We start from the raw sequence: 18526 nt of genomic DNA, 5'->3' as shown, positions 1-18526 counted from the left end.
TCATCACTTTCTGTTTTCGGGAGGACATGAATGCGTTCCGTAGAGGAGCAGCAAGCGCTGGTCACTGCGTCTGCGGTTGCCCCTAATCCAGTTCGGGTGTCCATTCAGGATGCTCTTGGCTTGATGTGTGCCGAGGAAGTTGAAACCACGATGCCTTTGCCGGGTTTTGACCAGGCGGCGATCGATGGTTTTGCAGTGCGTGCGGTGGATGTGAAGTGTGCTCCGGCGGCGGGGGATCCACAGGGCTCCAGCGTTGTGCTTCCGGTGGTGGGTGACGTGACAGCAGGGTCGCGTTTGCATACCCGCCTCCAACCGGACCAAACCGTCCGTGTATTTACGGGTGCTGCTATGCCCGCCTTGGCAGATGCGGTGGTGCCGTTAGCGTGGACGGATAACGGAGAAACCCGGGTCGCCATTAATCGACGAGTGAATCCGGGGGATTTCGTTCGGCGGGTAGGCGATGATGTGACCCCTGGCGACATTGCTGTCCATGCTGGCACAATTGTGGGCCCCGCCCAGGTGGGTCTATTGGCTGCAGTGGGTCGGGATAAGGTGCTTGTGCATCCGCGCCCTCGAGTGGCCATCATCAGCGTCGGTAATGAGCTGGTGGATCTGGATCGTACGCCTGGACAGGGACAGGTGTACGACGTTGCTTCTTATGCGTTGACGGCTGCTGCCCTGGACGCTGGTGCGGAGGTGCACCGGGTGGGCATCGTCTCTACTGAGCCGCGGGCGTTCCGCGAGTTGGTTGAGACGCAGCTGTTGCGTTCAGAGATTGTCATTATTGCTGGTGCTGTGGGCGGTATTGCCTCGGAGCATGTTCGCAATGTGTTGACTGATTTGGGCGAAGTGGAAGTTGAGCGGGTGGCGATGCATCCGGGCTCTGTGCAGGGTTTCGGGTTGCTCGGTGCAGACCAAATCCCGACCTTCCTTGTGCCGTCTAATGCGGTGTCAGCATTGTTGGTGTTTGAGCTGATGGTGCGCCCCATGATTCGTATTGCTCTGGGTAAACGGCACCCACTCCGCCGTATTATCCGAGCTCGTACTATTACTCCGGTAACCTCGATGAAGGGGCGCGCTGGGTACTTGCGTGCCCAGCTCATGCGCGATGAGGCGACGGGCGAGTATTTGGTGCAGGCGTTGGCTGGCGCGAACCCGTCAACCTCCCATCTGCTGGCATCTCTCTCCGAGGCCAATGCGCTCATTGTTGTCCCTCCGGATGTCACAGAGGTTCGAACTGGTGAAGAAGTGGACGTGCTGTTCCTGGCGCAACGCCGCTAGTTTGTGGAGTGTTAAGGAAGAAGAGCTCCTTACTGAACGTATTCGCGTCTCTGCGGGGGACGTGTATTTGCGGTTGCCGCGGTGGTCTGATGGAACTGCGGTGATGTCGTCGCGTGCCCGTTCGCAGCGGGAGATTGCTGAGTGGGAACCGGATCCTGAAGACCCGCTCTATTGGAAGGAACGGCCTCCGGCGCAGCAGTGGCGGGATACCTATCGGTGGTTCATGGAGGGGCGTCGCATGGGGGTGATGGTCCCTTTCGTCATCGTACTTAACGGCCAGATTGCGGGGCAGGTGTTGCTCAATAATGTGGAGTATGGGGCGGTGCGCGGTGTAACTGTGGGCTATTGGGTGGACAGTCAAATGACGGGTGGTGGGGTGGCCACGGCGGCTGCGGCTTTGGCTGTGGACTATGCCTTTGAGGTAATGCGGCTTCATCGCGTGCAGGCAACGGTGCATCCTAGTAATGCGGCGAGCCGTTGTGTGTTGGAAAAGGTGGGGATGCACCAGGAGGGGGTGCTGCAGCGCTATTTACGCATTAAAGGGAGGTATTTAACGCATGAACTGTGGGCGGTGACGGTGGAGGAGTTGCCGCAGGGGGCAGTTGGTCGTCTTGTGGGGGCGGGGAAAGCGCAGCGCCTCTAGCATTGTGGGGTTTTGTATGGGAGATGTTGGCTCAGGGTTGTTAGCCCCAATGACGTAACAGAAGGTGCCAGAGAAGCCGATGTTACTAGTGGGAACTAAGTCAATTAGTGAAACGTTGTGCTAATGATGGGCTCTCCGGTGTGTCGTAAATGAATGCGCAAAAATGCTGGTTAGCCTAGAAATACAGTGAATTTTCGCGGTACCCAGCAGAAGACCATCGTCTTCTGATGGGGAACACCTCCAACGTCAAGACACATGTGGAGTAGGTGACGAAACAGTGGCCAGCTCACTTCTTATTATTCTGCTGGTAGTCGTATGGCTCTTGGTACTGCTCCCGATGGTGGTCAATACCAAGGAGCCGATTCGTCGCACCTCCGCTGCCTTCTCCGCAACTCGTGTCCTCCACCGCGGTGACGATCGACAGCTCAAACCTCGTCGGCGCATTACCCCCCGCCCGATAGACGATGAGGAGACTGCCGCAGCACAGACTCTCGGACCCGTGGAAAAAACACGTCGACGCAGTGCCCGGAAGCACGCTAAGCGGCTAACGGTCGACCCTGCCGTAATCTCTGCCGATTCCACCCCAACCAACGACCCTGTGGAGTCCTCCGAAAGGACCAGCACGATGGCAGCTAAGACCTCCCCTGAGGTAATCCAAGCAACACTGCCCTTTGCCGACGATATCTTTGGCCCGGACGCGCACGCTGTCGTATCGGACGCGCCTACCGAGGAAATCGTCATCACCCCGGAGCTTCTGCAGGAAAGCCTCGACAACTATGAAGCGGAGATCGATACGACCACCGTGATGGACGCCGAAATTGTCCCCGATGCTGCGGCAACAAAGATTGTGGAGACGGAGAACTCAGACACGGAGAAAACTGACCTCGCTGCGAATACCAACGCCGATAGCGATACTTCTGTTGACGCTGAAGAGGACGAGACCCAGTCTGAAGCCGCAGTGGCCACTGATCCTGTTGACGGCGATGCAGAAGAGGATGAGAACGCTGCGGACAGCACAGCTACCGAGGAAACTGCAGCCATCAAGGAGATTGCGGACACCGAGGACGGTGTAGACGATGTGGTCGACGACTACACAGACGAGCGTGAGGACGACCTCGACGCCGACATTGCCGAAACGGAATTTGCAGACGACAACAGTGATGACGTCGACTCTGCTGCGAGCGGCACATCTCCCGTCTCGTGTCTCAGCGGCACTCTCGCCGCCAAGATTTCCGGCTTCACTAAGAAGGACCGCAATATCCCTGAGCCTGCCCCACAGCTTACCCTGACAGCCGACGACATCGCGGAGGTAGAACACCGGCGCGGCCGTGGCGGATATGACCCCGTAGCAGCGGAAGCTGCAGCGCAAAAACGCTACAAGCGACGCCGAGTTATCTTCCTTGTGCTCGCCGTTCTCCTTATCCCGATGATTGCGGCAGCAGCGGTACTGGGAGGCCTGGTATGGATCGCCCCGGCAGCCTGGTGCGGTGTTATTGCGTTCTACCTGGCCGCCCTCCGTAGCCAAGTCCGGCTGGAGAAGGAACTCCGGCAGCGGCGCCTTACCCAGATGCGCCGGGCGCGAGCACAGCGGGCCGAATATGGCTACCGGGAGGAAGAAGAAACCCCCGCACTAAGTTTCCACGGCCAGTACTCGCTGGTTGATGTGGATGATGGAGACCCCCTCTTTGACAATCTTGAGACCCGTCCGTTCATGAAGGAGTACATGGCGGCCCACGCGGCAGAGTTCTCCTACGATGATGGCGGCTACCTGCGGGATCGCTTCGGCCGAGTGCGTATTAATGCCTCCCGTTACCCCGACGCCGCTGTCCGCCGCGAACCGGACTATGCGTACGACGAGGCAGAGGCCGCCTACCAGTATGACGACCCCTACGCCGTGGGCGACTACACCGGTGGCCGCAGCGTGGACTACTGGAATGCGTGTGAGGCAGCAGACAATGTTGTTCGCTTTGACCTCTCTCGCCGCGGTGGCTACCGGGATGTCGGCTAGTGATTTCTAACCTTCCCTCCCTCGCTGGTACAGTGGGGGAGGTCTGGGGCTATAGCGCAGTTGGTAGCGCGTCTCGTTCGCATCGAGAAGGTCAGGGGTTCGATTCCCCTTAGCTCCACAAGAGAAAACCCCTGGTCATATGTGACCAGGGGGTCTTTCTTTATTACCGCTGTTCAAAGCGTATTTTTGAAGCGAACGTCTTCGAAAATGTCGAGTGGATGTAGCTGTTGTAGAGCCATAATTCTGGCACGGAACATACAATGCGGCACGATTTTGGCACAATTTTGGCACGAATTGGGCTGCAATTGGGATCAAGCTAGGTGTCAGTCCGGTATGCGTGTAGGTCGACGGGGAAAGCGGGTAGCCACCCTACGTTCTGTGTCTGAGTGAGCTAGGTAGGAGGCCAGGGGATGACGCGGTTGACGTGTTGGGCGTAGTCGAGGTAACGCTGTCCGTAGTGGCGAGTGAGCCACCGTTCCTCCGTGTATTTCATCAACACACTCAACGAAATCCAGTAGACAAATGGAAGGATAAGCAGCCAGTAGTTCCCCAGTGTGAGGAGAATACCTGTATTGATGAAGAGGAACGCTGCATACACAGGGTGTCGCACCCAGGCGTAGATGCCGTCTGTCATCAACTGGTTGTTTTTTATTTTTTCTACCGACCGGGCGCCGATCACGGCTAGGCACCATATCGTGATTCCTGCAATGGCAGTCAGCACTCCGGCGGTGATGAATACGATCCGCAACCAACGTGGGGTGACGGCTGCCTTCGCTATCCACCCAAGGTAGGTGGCAAGTCCCGCCAGAATCGTGAGGGTGAAAATCCCTGCTACATAAGCTGGTCCGACGCCGAACACCGGCAGAGTAGAAGGTTCACTATCAGTGTTCATAGCAGTGATTATCCCACACGAAGAGTGCCTACGGAGATACTTCGGTTATTCCCTAAAACTTTTGGTGTACAGGATAGATACGTGATTAACGGGGATTATCAATTTTTGTGTTCTTACCTCTGTGAAGTGGGAGCGAGGAGGTGGGGCAGTGGGAGTGTCCGTACAATTGACAAATTGTTTAGGTAATACTAACTTCAATAACGAACGATGGTTCGCTATTGAGAAGGTTGTTATGGTTCAGGTCTTGAAACCGGAGATTCGTGATCGCATGCTTGTTGCTGCCATGCACGTCTTTTATGATAAGGGTTTTCGCGAGGCGCGGATGGCTGATATTGCCGCCCAAGCAGAGGTATCAACCAGCTTGTTATATTCGTATTTCAAGAATAAGAGCGAGCTGTTTGATGCAGTGATCGCTGACGTTCCAACTGACTTTGAGCAGATTGCGATAGCGGAGGAACAGGCAGATGCAGCTGACCCTCTGGGGCGTTATTTGGCAGTGACACACGGTTATCTACAGGTTTTATTGACCCATCACCGGGCTTTCGTCATCTTGATGGACAAGAGTCAAGGCAGCATCCATGAAGGGGCTAAAAGCAAGCTGATTTCCGCTGTTGAGGCGCATATTGGTCGGTCGATGGCTAGGTGCGCTGCTGAGAATTTGCCCGCACTTTTGCCCCATGTGTTGGCCAACAACTTTGTTGAAGGCTTGTTGGAAGTGGCCCGTCATTTTGAGAACGAGGCTCAAGCCATGAAACTCCTTGACCTCATTATGCAGTGCTACTACGAAGGGGTGAACTCTCTATGAGAGAGTGGTCGACACGTAGCGTTTATTTTTTACATTCAAAATCGAATGATAATTCTGTTTTATTGGCGGTTGAGTAGTGAACACGCAAAAAGAGTTAGTTAAGCAGACGAAGCGTTCAAGCCGCTTGGCGAACATAATGAACGTGATGTCGGTCTCCTTAGATTTGCTGGTGCCGATAGTGGTGATTCATCTAGTGGCGCGGTATTTCGTCGATGATTTGACCGCCCGGATGGTGTGGGTGTGGACGACTGTGCTGCTGGTGGTCTTGCTAGTTAAATCTGGCTGCGTATTCTGTGCAACCTGGTTGGCGCATCGGGCTGCCTACGGCAGCCTAGCTGACTTGCGATTACACATCCTTAAGCACTTGAAGGCGTTGCCGCTGGGATTCTTCCACGTTCGCCGTACCGGTGATCTCGTTAGCGTGATGAAAAATGATGTGGAACAAGTAGAGGTATTTTTGGCTCACGGGTTGCCAGAGACGATGTCAGCCACAGGGCTACCACTAGTGGTATTCGTAGTGATGCTTGCAGTGGATTGGCGGTTGGCTTTAGTGATGGTGATCGGTTTGCCACTGATGTGGGTGGTGCGCAGACTAGCGAGCCCGAAGTGGGTTACCGGGTTTGCTACCGTCGCTCGTTATATGACTGCCATGCAAGAACGTCTCGTTGAGTACGTGGCCAATATTGCTGTGATAAAGGCTTTTGGAAAGAGCGAAGACAAAACTGCTAAGGCCATTGATGCCTCAGAGGAGTATGTGCGATGGGTTTCTACGTCGATGAACGATATCGCCGTACCGATGGGGTTGATCACTCTCTTCATGGAATCAGGCATGGTGGGCACAGTGATTGTAGGTTTGCTGCTACTGCAAGACGGCCAAATAAGCGTGGAAAGACTGATCCTTGCCATGGTTTTGTCTGGGACGTTTAGCGCTGCGGTGGCAAAGATTGCGACTTTAAAGCATTACCGATTCATGTTTAACCAGGCCATGACGGGGATTAGCTCTATCCTAGGGCAGCCCGCACCCGCTCAGCGAGACGCTACTGAATTGTCGGTTGAGGGTGATCTCGTTCTAGACAGCGTTTCGTTCACTTACCCCAATAAACAGGTGCCTGCATTGAAAGACGTAAACCTGACCTTTAAACGCGGCAGCGTCAACGCTCTGGTTGGTTCTTCTGGTTGTGGAAAAACGACGTTAGCGCACCTGCTGATGGGTTTTTGGACACCCGACCGGGGGAGAATCACTGTGGGTGGGCGCAGTCTTGCCGATGTGTCAGAGCATGACTGGAGGCGAAGCTTTGGTCTGGTCGCACAGGACGTGTTCTTATTCAACTTGACGTTAGAGGACAACATTAAGGTGGGAAACCCCAATGCTAGCCATTCGCAAGTGGTCGATGCGGCTAAGCGTGCTCAGATCCACCAGTTCATTGAGGCTTTACCGCTGGGCTATCAAACGATGGCTGGAGAGGTTGGGGTGAAGTTTTCGGGAGGGGAAAAACAGCGAATATCCATTGCCAGGGCAATGCTGAAAAATGCTGAGATCGTCGTGTTGGGAAGCAACCAGCGCCCTTGATTCTGGGAATGAGGAGCTGGTTCAGACAGCTATTGATGAACTGACCAAAGATAAGACGGTCATTACTATTGCCCATCACTTGGACACGATCGTCAGCGCCGATCAGATTATCGTGCTAGATGAAGGCAGCGTCGTTGATGCTGGAACGCACCAACAGTTACTGTCGCGCTGTGAAACCTATCAACGCCTGGTGCGTGCTCAGCACCTGGTAGACAGCTGGGATATCAAGGCAGGTCAAACAGCATGATTCGCTCGATTCTTTGGGTACTTACCCCGCGCGGTCGGCGCCTGTTGGTTGGTGCGGTAATAGGCTTCGTTGTCTACGCGCTGTGCGGTACGGCTATGATGCTGATCGCCATAACAACCGTTGAAGCAGTAATGAACCACCAGGCCAACCTGTTGCAGACTGGCGTCGTCTTGGTTGCGCTGCTGGTCGTCAAGGCACTCAGTGGCATCCTGGCGGACAAACAAAAACATTTGGCTGGCTTCGACTTAATCCACCAGCTGCGTGCCAGAGTCATTAGACGCCTTCGTGCCTTGTCCCTCGGCTACTACACCAAGGAACGGTTAGGCGAAATCTCGGAAATCATCCATAACGATGTGGACGCTATGGAGATGGTTGTCGCACACCTGTGGACCAGGATGATCGCTGACTTTATAGTTTCACTCACTTTGTTTATCGCCCTAGTGGTCTATGACTGGCGGATGGCCTTGTTGATGATGTCAACACTTCCATTCGCGATCGCTTGGCTAACCATCGGGGTGAAGAAGGCCAACCATCTGGAAAAACAAGCCGGAGACCGGGCGGCAGACATGACAGCATTATTCGTCGAATTCATCCGCGGTATGCCGGTACTTAAAGCTTTCACTGCTAGCGACAAGCTGGAAACTAGGCTGGGTCTTGCGATCACGGCCTTTCAGGCAGCGTCCACCGTAGCAACCAAAAACAAGGCATTCACCCTCACCATCTACTCATTCCTGGTCGACTTAGCGTTTTGGGTGGTAGTAAGTGTCGGTCTTTTCATGACGCTTGGTGGCTGGTTGCCTGTGTTGTCCTACCTGATCTTCGTGGTGATCGGGCGCGAGTTCTACAAACCATTCACCGCGCTAGAAACGCACTGGATGAACTATGTGAAAGTCAGCGATTCCTATATGCGTATCCAAAAGGTGATGCAAGCTCCCGCCGTGCCACAACCACGTCATCCTGCTATCAGCCATGGCAGTAGCATTTGCTTTGAGCAAGTTACTTTCGCATACGAACCGGGACGAAATGCCCTAAACAAGGTAAGTTTCACCGTCCCAGAGGGCACGCTAACAGCCCTGGTAGGTGAGTCCGGATCAGGGAAAACGACCATCACGAACCTGCTGCTACGTTTCTGGGACACTGATGAGGGCAGTATCACCGTAGGTGGCGTCGACGTGCGCGACATGGATTACGACGATCTGCTGTCCCGCATATCTATTGTGATGCAAAACGTTCAACTGTTCGCCGACACCATTGAAGGCAATATTCGAATCGGAAACACTAAGGCTAGCCGTGCAGAAGTTATAGCTGCTGCCAAACTCGCCCGCATCCACGACTTCATTACCACCTTGCCAGACGGCTATGGCACTATGGTCGGCGAAAACGGTGTCGGACTGTCAGGCGGTCAACGCCAACGTATCGCTGTAGCCAGAGCATTCCTCAAAGATGCACCCATCCTCATCATGGATGAAGTCACCGCCAACGTTGACCCCGTCAACGAAACCAAAATGCAGCAGGCCATCACAGAACTTGCCCGCAACCGCACTGTCCTGGTTGTCGCACACCATCTGACGACTGTGCGTTCAGCTGACCAAATTTTGGTGCTACAGAACGGGCACATTGCAGAACGCGGCACACATGACGAATTGCTCAAACATAGCGGCATCTACCAGCATCTGTGGGTGAAGCAACCGGCCTCGGCCACCAACTCCGTCTCTCAGCAGGGGAGTATTTAACAGCAACATTACACATCAGGCCTGAAAAAACATCCGTCTTTAGGGACTTTACCCACGGCGCTGCCGATGTGGGGAGGGTGCATGGACGAACCAGGGAGATATTCTGCTTTCCTGCTGGAGCCTAGGTCTTACAACCGCCTGCTACATCTTGTTTGAATATAACCGGTCTGCTCTGGTGGAGAGAAGGTGACGGCGGGCGTGGAAGCGTTATGTTCCGTGCTGCCGCCACTACAATTGTCTTCATGCTTGACCGCCCGTGGCTGCACGATTTTGTGCTTCTTCTCCTTAGGCTCACTCTCACCCTGGTCGTCGGTGCACAGGGCTACCAAATCTTCTTCGGGCATGGAGTGAAGGAAAGCTCCCGCGTGCTCGCAAAGTGGGGGATGCCGAATGCGTATCCGTTCACGGTGGTCTTGGGGCTCGCGTTAGTGCTCTGTGCGGTCGGTATTCTGCTGGGGTTCCTTACCCCACTTTTCGCCATTATTGGAGCGGTCGCGGAAGCCGGCTACGGCTACTTCCTGATGACGGGCGGTCACTACGGCTTCACCACCTCAAGTGCGCAAATGACGTGTTTGGTGGTGGTGTCGTTGCTGGCATTAATGGTGTTGGGGGCGGGCCGGGTGTCCACTGACGCTGTTCTCAATACGCATGCGGAATAGGACGTCGCCCAGTACTAATGGAGCCACCGGGCTACCAGGTTGGTAGCCAGTGCTGGAGCCTCCACAGATCGGGGCTGATGGGTACACCGTACAGAATGGGCAGAATCCACACGTAGTTAGCGATGACGAGTCCCATGAAGACACACACGATCACACGGCCAAGCAGGACGCTTTGTCCCCAGGCAGCCCACTTGTGACGCCAGGGTTGTGCCTCTGGCGAGGGGGTTTCTGGTACCCATCCGTCGAGCTCTGACAGCATGAGAGCGAGCCCCAAGCAGATAAAGGGGAGCAGCGATGAGGCATAGAAGAAATACATCTGCCGGTCCCAGTTCAGCAGCCAAGGGATCCAAGCCGCCAAATAGCCGCAGAGGACGACGACATAGCGCGGGTCATGCCGGGTGATGACACGATAGAGTGCCCAGAGCAGCATAATAATTCCCACCCACCAGATGAGGGAGGTGCCCAGCAGAAGGACCGCCTGGACGCAGCCTTCTGGGTCGCAACTATGCGGGCCGTTAGTCGGCTCGACACCTGACTCGTAGTAGTAGAGCAGGGGGCGAATACTGGCGATCCACTGCCATGGTTTGGATTCCCATGGGTGGTGATAGCCGTGGGAATTCGTGAGGCTCGAGTGAAAATCGAACATCTGCTGGTGGTAGTACCAGAGTGATTGCAACGAGCGGGGGACGAAAGTGGACCACCAGGCATCCGAGATGCCGGCATGGCGGTAGACCGCATTCTCGGCGCGGAGCCACCCCCACCAGCTGGCGATGTAGAGGCCGACGGGGAGTAGTGCGAGGGAAGCAATAGCAGGGAAAGTGTCGCGGCGAAGTGTTCCCACCCAGGGGCGGGAGACATGGTAGCGGCGCCGTAGGGCGACATCCCACATGACACTCAGGACGCCGAAGACAGCCACAAAGTAGAGGCCGGACCACTTGACCGCCATGGTGAGGCCAAGAAAGACGCCTGCGGTGAAGCGCCACCAGCGGAATCCCCAGCGGGGGCCGAACTCACTGGTAAAAGTTGTTCCCGCCCGTAAGGTTGCCCACATTCGGTCTTCCATCTGATCTCGATCGAGCAGCAGGCAGAGCAGTGCGGCCAGGACAAACATGATGAGGAAAACGTCGAGTAGCCCGGTTCGCGAAACAACGGTGAACATGCCATCACAGATCAGCAGCGTGCCTGCCAGGGCACCCACATAGGTGGAGCCAGAGAGCCGTCGCCCAATACGCACAATGAGGATGACGCAGATGACGCCCGCGATAGCGCTGCTGACGCGCCAACCCCACGGGTTGTATCCGAGCACTGCTTCGGAAAGGGCAATGAGCTGTTTGCCGAGTGGCGGGTGGACGACGAGCCCGTAGCCAGGGTTGAACTCCATGGCGTGGTTGTGCAGCATCTGCCAGGCTTGCGGCACATAATGCTTCTCATCGAAGAGAGGGGTGCCCTTGTCGGATAATGCGCCCAAGCCCATAAAACGAGTGAGTGCCGCGATGACAGCAAGCACAGCAGTCACGATCCACCCGCGGAGAGTGTCGGTGGCGCGCACTGGGGTAGGCCAGAGTGTGCGGGGGGCGGTGGCACCGGCCGGGGGAGTGGCGCGTGGCGTCCGCATACCTACTTGATGGCGTGCGTAGTAGACACGCGTGGAGGAAGCCTCACTTGGGAGACGTTTCGTTGCGGAGGTAGCCACGGTTCGATCCTACCGAACCTCTCCTATTCCTGACGGCAAGCAGTGCCCATACCCGGTGACGTCTCGTTGCCGCGTTACACTGAGAAGGTAAGCACCGCGGCGGCACACCGCACGCAGTACTAACACGACTGAACGGCCACATCGATGACAACTCCACCTAGTGAGAATACTTTTTCCCCTGTCGCGCCCACCGGCACGCTTATTCTGGGGGCCACCCCACTAGGAAACCTGGGGGACGCCACTCCGCGACTAAGAGCGGCGTTGGCGACAGCCGATGTGGTGGCAGCGGAAGATACGCGCCGCACGTACCAGCTGGCGCGTGACCTCGATGTGACGATCAGCGGACGGGTGCTCTCCCACTATGACCACAATGAGAGGGATCGAGCTCCCCAACTCATTGAGTTTCTCCAACAGGGGTTGACAGTGTTGGTGGTGTCCGATGCGGGTATGCCTACCGTGTCTGACCCCGGCTATCGGGTGGTGTCACTGGCCGTTGCGGAGGGTATCCCCGTGACGTGCCTGCCGGGGGCGAGTGCCCCACTGACTGCCCTGGCGCTCTCCGGTATCGGGACCGATAGATTCGCTTTTGACGGATTCCTCCCCCGCAAAGCTGGCCCCCAGCGTGCGTGGTGGGAGAGCCTGAAAACGGAACCGCGCACCGTCATCTTCTTTGAATCCCCCCATCGTCTTGCCGATACCCTTGCTTTGGGGGCGGAGGTACTGGGAGATCGGCCGGCAGCAGTATGCCGAGAACTCACGAAAACCTATGAGGAATGCCGTCGCGGTACCCTCATGGAATTGGCGGACTGGGCACGCGCGGGAGTGAGAGGGGAAATAACGGTGGTGGTGGCACCGGGTAGCCCAGCCGGCGATGACACCAGCAATGCCACCCTCATCCGGCAGGTGGAGGAACTTGTCGCGGAGGGAATTCGCCTCAACGACGCCTGCGGCGCCGTGGCGAAGAGCCACGGGCGGCGTAAGCGGGACCTCTACCAGGCGGTTGTGGCTGCTCGTGAGGAAGCCTAAGAGGGTACGAACTCCCCGGGCTAACTAGGCTTTAGCCCCGCTCACTGCCTAGAATGGGACTTATGACTACGCCTGTTCTTACCGCTGTTGCCTGGCCGTACGCCAACGGACCGCGCCATATTGGTCACGTTTCCGGATTCGGCGTCCCCTCAGACGTCTTTTCCCGCTACCAGCGCATGGTCGGAAACGATGTGTTGATGGTCTCCGGCACCGACGAACACGGCACCCCGCTGCTGGTGCAGGCGGATAAAGAGGGCATGAACGTCCACGACCTTGCCGACCGCTACAACCGTGTCATCGTTAACGACCTGGCCGGTTTGGGGCTCTCCTACGACCTGTTTACGCGGACCACAACCCGAAACCACTACGCCGTCGTACAGGAGATGTTCCGCAACGTGGCGAAGAACGGCTACTTGGTGACGAAGAAAACCACCGGCGCAATTAGCCCCTCCACCGGGCGTACTCTGCCCGACCGCTACATTGAGGGCACCTGCCCCATTTGCGGTTACGACGGGGCCCGCGGCGACCAGTGTGACAACTGCGGTAATCAGCTCGACCCGGCAGACCTCATTAACCCGGTGTCGAAGATCAATGGTGAGACTCCGAAGTTCGTGGAAACGGAGCATTGGTTCCTCGACCTTCCCGCACTTGCCGACACGCTGGGGGATTGGCTGCGTGAACGCAAAGACTGGCGTCCCAATGTGTTAAAGTTCTCCCTCAATCTGCTTGATGACATCAAACCGCGGGCCATGAGCCGCGACATCGACTGGGGTATTCCCATCCCTATCGAGGGGTGGCAGGAACGCAACGATAAGCGCCTCTATGTGTGGTTCGACGCCGTGGTGGGTTATCTGTCTGCCTCCATCGAATGGGCCTACCGGATTGGGGACCCGGATGCTTGGCGCAAGTGGTGGAATAACCCGGAGGCGCTCAGCTACTACTTCATGGGGAAAGACAACATCACCTTCCATAGCCAAATTTGGCCAGCTGAGCTACTCGCCTACAACGGGCAGGGTAGCAAGGGTGGCGACCGTGGGATGCTGGGTGAGCTTAATCTCCCCACCGAGGTTGTCTCCTCTGAGTACCTGACGATGTCTGGATCGAAGTTCTCCTCGTCACGCGGCGTGGTGATCTACGTCAAGGACTTCCTCAAGGAATTCGGCCCGGATGCTTTGCGCTACTTCATTGCAGTGGCCGGCCCCGAAAACCAGGACACCGACTTCACGTGGGATGAGTATGTGCGTCGTACCAATAGCGAGCTTGCTAACGAGTGGGGAAATTTGGTGAACCGTACGGTCTCCATGGCGTATAAGAACTTTGGGCAGATCCCCACCCCGGGCACGCTGACTGAGGCGGATATGGAGCTACACAGGCGTGCTGACGAGGCATTCCAGGTGGTGGGCGCCAATCTGGCACGCTCCCACTTCAAGGCTGGTATCACGGAAGCGATGCGCTATGTTGCAGATGCTAACCGTTACATTGCGGCACAGGAACCGTGGAAGATTGCTAAAGAAGTGAAGGCTGGAGGGGCGGCTGCCCCGGAAGCGGAGGACCGTCTCGCTACTGTTCTCCATACGGCTCTACAAGCAGTGCAGGATGCCAATACGCTCATGACCCCCTTCATACCGAATGCTTCGCAGAAGATCTTTGAGCAGCTGGGTGGTGACGGCGTGTGGGCTGCCCAGCCGGTTATTCATGAGGTTGTGGACGACATGCCAGTGGCACCGGTGGGTGCCGGTGTACCTGCAGCGGGCCGCGAATACCCGGTCATTATGGGCGACTACGCCAGCGAACTGGCGTCCTGGGAACGCCATGACATTACCCCTGGTACGCCGTTGTCCAAGCCGCAGCCGATCTTCCACAAGCTTGATCCGGAATTGGGCGAGACAGGCCCGGAGTGGGCCCCAGTCCAGCACTAGGAGTTCGTATGGGTAAGAAACGTCGTGAGCCGGTTCCTGCGGATCCTCTTTTTCCCCTCATCGACGGCCATACTCACCTGGATTCGTGCGGCGGGACTGATCCGGATGGTGTCCATGCCGTAATGGATCGGGCGGAGGCAGTGGGGGTAGCTGCAGTGGTGACGGTGGGTTGTCATGTCTGCACGCTTGATGCCGCTGTGATGGCGGCAGAGACAGACAACCGGGTGTGGGCTGCCGTGGCACAGCACCCGATGGATGCACACGAAATTGATGATGCGGGCCGAGAACGGCTAGCGGACTTGGTGCGGCATCCGCGGGTCGTAGCAGTGGGGGAGTGTGGCCTCGACTATTACTGGCTTCAGCACGACCCGGAGAATACGGCGACGCAGGAGCAACAGGAGGAGCTGTTCCGGTGGCATATTGAGCTCGCGAAAGAGGTCGACAAGCCGCTGATGATTCATACTCGCGACGCCGATGAGGACCTCATCCGCATTATTGATGAGGCGGGTGCTCCCGAAAAGACTATTATTCACTGTTTCTCCAGTGGCCTGGACATGGCACATCAGTGCATCGACCGTGGATTTTATGCCACGTTCGGCGGTGCCACCACGTTCAAGGCAAATGAGGAACTACGGGAGGTAGTGCGCATCTTCCCACGTAATCGCATAATGGTGGAAACTGATGCCCCGTACCTCACCCCAGAACCGTTCCGGGGCTCCAAAAATGAGCCGCAGTTTGTGGCATACACTGCCTACCGGCTGGCTGAGGTGACAGGTCTTTCGGCCGCGGAGTTTGCGGAGTTGACGACGCGCAACGCGTGCCGTGTCTATGGGATTCCTTTCCCGGAGAAGTAGTATCTGACCTCGCAATACTGGTAACGTTACATTATCGTTATCAAGTGGGGTGACGGTACCCTTTCACACTCCGGACATAGTGCAGAACGTGGAGACCAGCAACCCGCTACCACAGCCGAGACAACCAGTGCGACTACCACAGCGCTGACACCTGCGAGGAGACCCGCCCGTGGCTGAAGAAGCTCAGCAGAAGACAGATACGCACCGCCGCATCCATCCGGCCTGGCGTATTCTGCTCGCCGTTGCGCTGGTGGCAGTCACCGTCATGGCCAGCATCAGCATGGTGTATCACCGCACGGTCACCCTTGTCGTCGATGGTGAGAAAAAGCAGGTCGGTACTTACAGCCAAACAGTGGGAGAGGCCCTCGAATCCCTCGGCTACAAGGCGGCTACAGGCGACCGTGTCGAGCCCTCCCTAGAAACTCAGCTGGGTGCCAACACCACCATTACCTACCAACAGAAACGCCCATTTACGGTGGAAATCCACTCCGGTTATGGAAAACGTGCCAAAGTCGAGCGCGTCTCCATCATCACCACCGCCTACACCGTCGAAGAGGCGCTCAAAGAGGTAAAAGCAGTACGCCCCAGCTACGGCATCAACGTGGCACCGGATAAACGCATCCCCACGAATGGTCTCAGTATTGAAGCGATCGTACCCCGCACCATCTGGCTGACCGATTTCGGCAAGAAACCAGTCAGGATTCGCGTTGGCGCCTTCACCGTGCGGGATGCTCTCGCAAAGTTGGGAACTCCCCTCCGGTCGACCGATGACGTCACCCCCGATCCGGATGCGGATCTTCTTCCCAATATGAAGATCAAGGTTGTGCGACATGGCGATATGATGAAAGACCGTGTTATCACGCTCAAACCATTCGAGAAGATCCTCAAAGACCCCAGCCAGTTGGCCGGCATCCGTACCATTGTGAAACGTGGGAAGCCTGGGCAGGCCGTACTTACGGAGCGTCTGGTCTTCGATAAGAAAGGCCGGATCGTCAAGCGTATCCTCATCAAGCGTGTGGTGACGGTTAAACCTGGCCGCTCTACAGTCAAAGTGGGGTCCCAGCCGGTGGATGCTGTGTGGGATCGTCTTGCGCAGTGTGAAGCGGGCGGTAACTGGGCAATTAACACTGGTAATGGCTTCTTCGGTGGTCTCCAGTTCACGCAGGGAACCTGGGAAGCTCATGGCGGCCGTGCCTATGCTCCCCGCGCGGACCTGGCGACTCGTGAAGAGCAGATCACCGTCGCGAAACGTGTACAGGCCTCGCAGGGGTGGGGCGCCTGGCCTGCCTGTACCTCCAGCATGGGACTGCGTTAGGAGATACTCTCCATGGCTGCATCTACCTCCACCGTCAGCCTCCTGACGGCTCCAGAAATCCGCGCTCTCGCCGATGAACTCGGTATCCGTCCCACCAAGACACTGGGGCAGAACTTTGTCATCGACCCCAATACTGTGCGGCGTATCGTCGCCGCAGCCCATTTGGCGCCAGGGGATACGGTTCTTGAGATCGGACCGGGGCTGGGATCGTTGACTTTAGCCCTGGCCGAGGCCGGTGCGCAGGTGACAGCTGTTGAAATTGACCCCACTCTCGCGGTGAAGCTGCCCACCACCTTTGCTACGCATGCCCCGGATTCCTCGCTCCGCGTCATCACGAAAGATGCCATGCAGGTGACAGCGGAGGAGATTCTGGCCGCTGGGCATCCAGCCCCCACCGCACTGGTGGCAAACCTGCCCTACAATGTCGCCGTCCCCGTTCTCCTCCACATGTTGGAGATTCTGCCTTCCCTGCGGACCACCTTGGTGATGGTACAGGCGGAAGTTGCCGACCGGCTGGCCGCTGAACCCGGTAGTCGCATCTATGGGGTACCTAGTGTGAAGGCTAGCTTCTATGGGGAGGTGGCCCGCGCGGGTGCTATTGGTCGTACCGTGTTCTGGCCTGCTCCTAATGTTGATTCTGGGCTTGTGCGCATCAGCGCCTTTACACCCGAGAACGCACCCTGGGATCCCTATGACGAGTCCCTCCACGATGCAGTGTGGGCGGTTACTGATGCTGCATTCGCGCAACGCCGCAAAACTCTCCGAGCTGCGCTGAAGAAGTGGGCAGGCAGCGGGGAAGCTGCTACTGCCGCGCTTGCGGCAGCCGGAATCGATCCGACTCTGAGGGGAGAGCGCCTCACGACAGCAGACTATGTTCACCTTGCACAGCATGCGGGACTGCAGTAGAACCTCTATTTTCACCAGCCCGCGTAGTAGTCTAAGGGTGTGCTCACCGTTGTAAAGCCCCCTGTCGCCGCCTCGGCCCCCGGTAAAGTCAACCTGCACCTAGGGGTTGCTGACTTGCGGGACGATGGATATCACGAGCTCACCACGGTCTTTTGTGCACTTTCCCTCCGAGATACGGTCACTGTTTCCACCGCCGACCATCTGCAGGTGACGGTATCGGGTGAAGGCGCAGACCGCGTCCCCACCGACCACACCAACCTGGTGTGGAAAGCTGCAGAGTTGGTCGCTGAAGCGTGTGGAGCGTACCCGGCTGTTTCACTGCACATCGACAAGAACATTCCCGTCGCCGGCGGGATGGCAGGCGGCTCCGCTGACGGTGCCGCCGCTCTCATCGCTTGTAACGAGTACTTCCATGCGGGGCTGGAACGGCAAACCCTGCTCGATATGGCCTTGGAGTTAGGCTCCGACGTACCCTTTTGCGTGATGGGAGGGAGTGCTATCGGTACAGGACGAGGTGAACAGCTCCTGCCGGTTCTGCACCGCACCACCCTCCACTGGGTGCTAGCGATCGCCAAAGAGGGACTATCCACACCTGCGGTATTTCGTGAATACGACCGACTGGTTGCGCGCAATCGCGCGGAGGGAATCTCTACCTCCATTGGTTCACCTGATGCCCTCCTCCAAGCATTGGCGGGGGGAGATCTCCACGCCATCGCCAACCATCTAGGGAATGACCTACAGGCTGCAGCCCTTAGCCTCTACCCCGAATTGCGGTATACGCTGCGTGCGGGGAAAGACGCTGGTGCACTGGCTGGCCTGGTATCCGGCTCTGGCCCCACCTGTGCTTTTCTCTGTGAAGATGCCGATAGTGCGCTGGCAGTTTCCGCTGAACTCGCTGGCGGAGGGGTCTGCCGAGCTGTCCGTACCGCATCCGGGCCCGTCCCCGGAGTTACCGTAGAAGAACAGGCAAACTAA

16 protein-coding genes and 1 tRNA gene are annotated in these 18526 nt (G+C 57.0%); 15 read left to right on the top strand and 2 right to left on the bottom strand.

The window, feature by feature from the left end; translation table 11 throughout:
* Positions 1 to 30: 30 nt before the first annotated feature.
* The 4 genes from glp to IY73_RS02145 all read left to right on the top strand — a co-directional run bounded on the left by glp (position 31) and on the right by IY73_RS02145 (position 4050).
* Positions 31 to 1281: a molybdotransferase-like divisome protein Glp gene (gene glp, locus IY73_RS02160; protein WP_053961614.1), complete on the top strand. Its 1251-nt coding sequence runs from the start codon at positions 31 to 33 to the stop codon at positions 1279 to 1281.
* Entirely contained in the window at positions 1241 to 1924 is a 684-nt protein-coding gene (locus IY73_RS02155) for a GNAT family N-acetyltransferase (RefSeq protein ID WP_158408668.1), read from the top strand. The genes glp and IY73_RS02155 overlap by 41 nt, the downstream gene beginning before the upstream one ends.
* Before the next feature lie 277 nt (positions 1925 to 2201).
* The gene (gene sepX, locus IY73_RS02150; protein WP_053978754.1) at positions 2202 to 3932 is read left to right on the top strand and encodes a divisome protein SepX/GlpR; all 1731 of its coding nucleotides are present in this window, start codon (positions 2202 to 2204) and stop codon (positions 3930 to 3932) included.
* Between the two features lie 45 nt (positions 3933 to 3977).
* Positions 3978 to 4050, top strand: a tRNA-Ala gene (locus IY73_RS02145).
* Positions 4051 to 4323: 273 nt separating this feature from the next.
* On the opposite strand, the gene IY73_RS02140 is transcribed toward IY73_RS02145, so the two are convergent.
* Positions 4324 to 4824, bottom strand: coding sequence for a methyltransferase family protein (locus IY73_RS02140; protein WP_172621828.1), 501 nt, complete (start codon positions 4822 to 4824; stop codon positions 4324 to 4326).
* Positions 4825 to 4972: 148 nt separating this feature from the next.
* Here IY73_RS02140 and IY73_RS02135 point away from each other — a divergent pair, with 148 nt between their 5' ends.
* From IY73_RS02135 to IY73_RS02120, 5 genes are all read left to right on the top strand, one after another.
* Positions 4973 to 5629 carry a TetR/AcrR family transcriptional regulator gene (locus tag IY73_RS02135; RefSeq protein WP_197736902.1) on the top strand — a complete coding sequence of 219 codons (657 nt, stop codon included), beginning with the start codon at positions 4973 to 4975 and terminating at the stop codon, positions 5627 to 5629.
* Between the two features lie 76 nt (positions 5630 to 5705).
* Complete coding sequence (locus IY73_RS02130; protein ID WP_199397493.1) at positions 5706 to 7199, top strand: ABC transporter ATP-binding protein; 1494 nt, start codon at positions 5706 to 5708, stop codon at positions 7197 to 7199.
* On the top strand, positions 7159 to 7446 hold the full coding sequence (locus IY73_RS08450; protein WP_199397492.1) for a hypothetical protein: 288 nt from the start codon (positions 7159 to 7161) through the stop codon (positions 7444 to 7446). The genes IY73_RS02130 and IY73_RS08450 overlap by 41 nt, the downstream gene beginning before the upstream one ends.
* Positions 7443 to 9179 (top strand): ABC transporter ATP-binding protein, encoded by a 1737-nt coding sequence (locus IY73_RS02125; RefSeq protein ID WP_053978753.1) that lies wholly within the window; start codon positions 7443 to 7445, stop codon positions 9177 to 9179. Before IY73_RS08450 ends, IY73_RS02125 begins: the two co-directional genes overlap by 4 nt.
* A gap of 242 nt (positions 9180 to 9421) precedes the next feature.
* The gene (locus tag IY73_RS02120; protein WP_158408667.1) at positions 9422 to 9838 is read left to right on the top strand and encodes a DoxX family protein; all 417 of its coding nucleotides are present in this window, start codon (positions 9422 to 9424) and stop codon (positions 9836 to 9838) included.
* Between the two features lie 31 nt (positions 9839 to 9869).
* On the opposite strand, the gene IY73_RS02115 is transcribed toward IY73_RS02120, so the two are convergent.
* Positions 9870 to 11453 (bottom strand): dolichyl-phosphate-mannose--protein mannosyltransferase, encoded by a 1584-nt coding sequence (locus tag IY73_RS02115; RefSeq protein WP_082346624.1) that lies wholly within the window; start codon positions 11451 to 11453, stop codon positions 9870 to 9872.
* Between the two features lie 222 nt (positions 11454 to 11675).
* Between IY73_RS02115 and rsmI the strand changes: the two genes are divergently transcribed.
* The 6 genes from rsmI (at position 11676) to IY73_RS02085 (ending at position 18526) form a co-directional block, all read left to right on the top strand.
* Complete coding sequence (gene rsmI, locus IY73_RS02110) at positions 11676 to 12557, top strand: 16S rRNA (cytidine(1402)-2'-O)-methyltransferase (RefSeq protein ID WP_053961607.1); 882 nt, start codon at positions 11676 to 11678, stop codon at positions 12555 to 12557.
* 62 nt (positions 12558 to 12619) lie between these two features.
* Positions 12620 to 14476, top strand: coding sequence for a methionine--tRNA ligase (gene metG, locus IY73_RS02105; protein WP_053961606.1), 1857 nt, complete (start codon positions 12620 to 12622; stop codon positions 14474 to 14476).
* An 8-nt stretch (positions 14477 to 14484) separates the two neighbouring features.
* Positions 14485 to 15330, top strand: coding sequence for a TatD family hydrolase (locus IY73_RS02100; RefSeq protein WP_053961605.1), 846 nt, complete (start codon positions 14485 to 14487; stop codon positions 15328 to 15330).
* 169 nt (positions 15331 to 15499) lie between these two features.
* The gene (locus tag IY73_RS08535; RefSeq protein ID WP_053978751.1) at positions 15500 to 16645 is read left to right on the top strand and encodes a resuscitation-promoting factor; all 1146 of its coding nucleotides are present in this window, start codon (positions 15500 to 15502) and stop codon (positions 16643 to 16645) included.
* A 12-nt stretch (positions 16646 to 16657) separates the two neighbouring features.
* Positions 16658 to 17551 carry a 16S rRNA (adenine(1518)-N(6)/adenine(1519)-N(6))-dimethyltransferase RsmA gene (gene rsmA, locus IY73_RS02090; protein ID WP_053961603.1) on the top strand — a complete coding sequence of 298 codons (894 nt, stop codon included), beginning with the start codon at positions 16658 to 16660 and terminating at the stop codon, positions 17549 to 17551.
* 39 nt (positions 17552 to 17590) lie between these two features.
* Entirely contained in the window at positions 17591 to 18526 is a 936-nt protein-coding gene (locus tag IY73_RS02085) for a 4-(cytidine 5'-diphospho)-2-C-methyl-D-erythritol kinase (protein WP_053961602.1), read from the top strand.

It is taken from the genome of Lawsonella clevelandensis, assembly GCF_001293125.1.
GTDB lineage: Bacteria > Actinomycetota > Actinomycetes > Mycobacteriales > Mycobacteriaceae > Lawsonella > Lawsonella clevelandensis.
The sequence above is the reverse complement of the archived record's forward strand: the minus strand, read 5'-3'. Positions and strand labels throughout refer to the sequence as shown.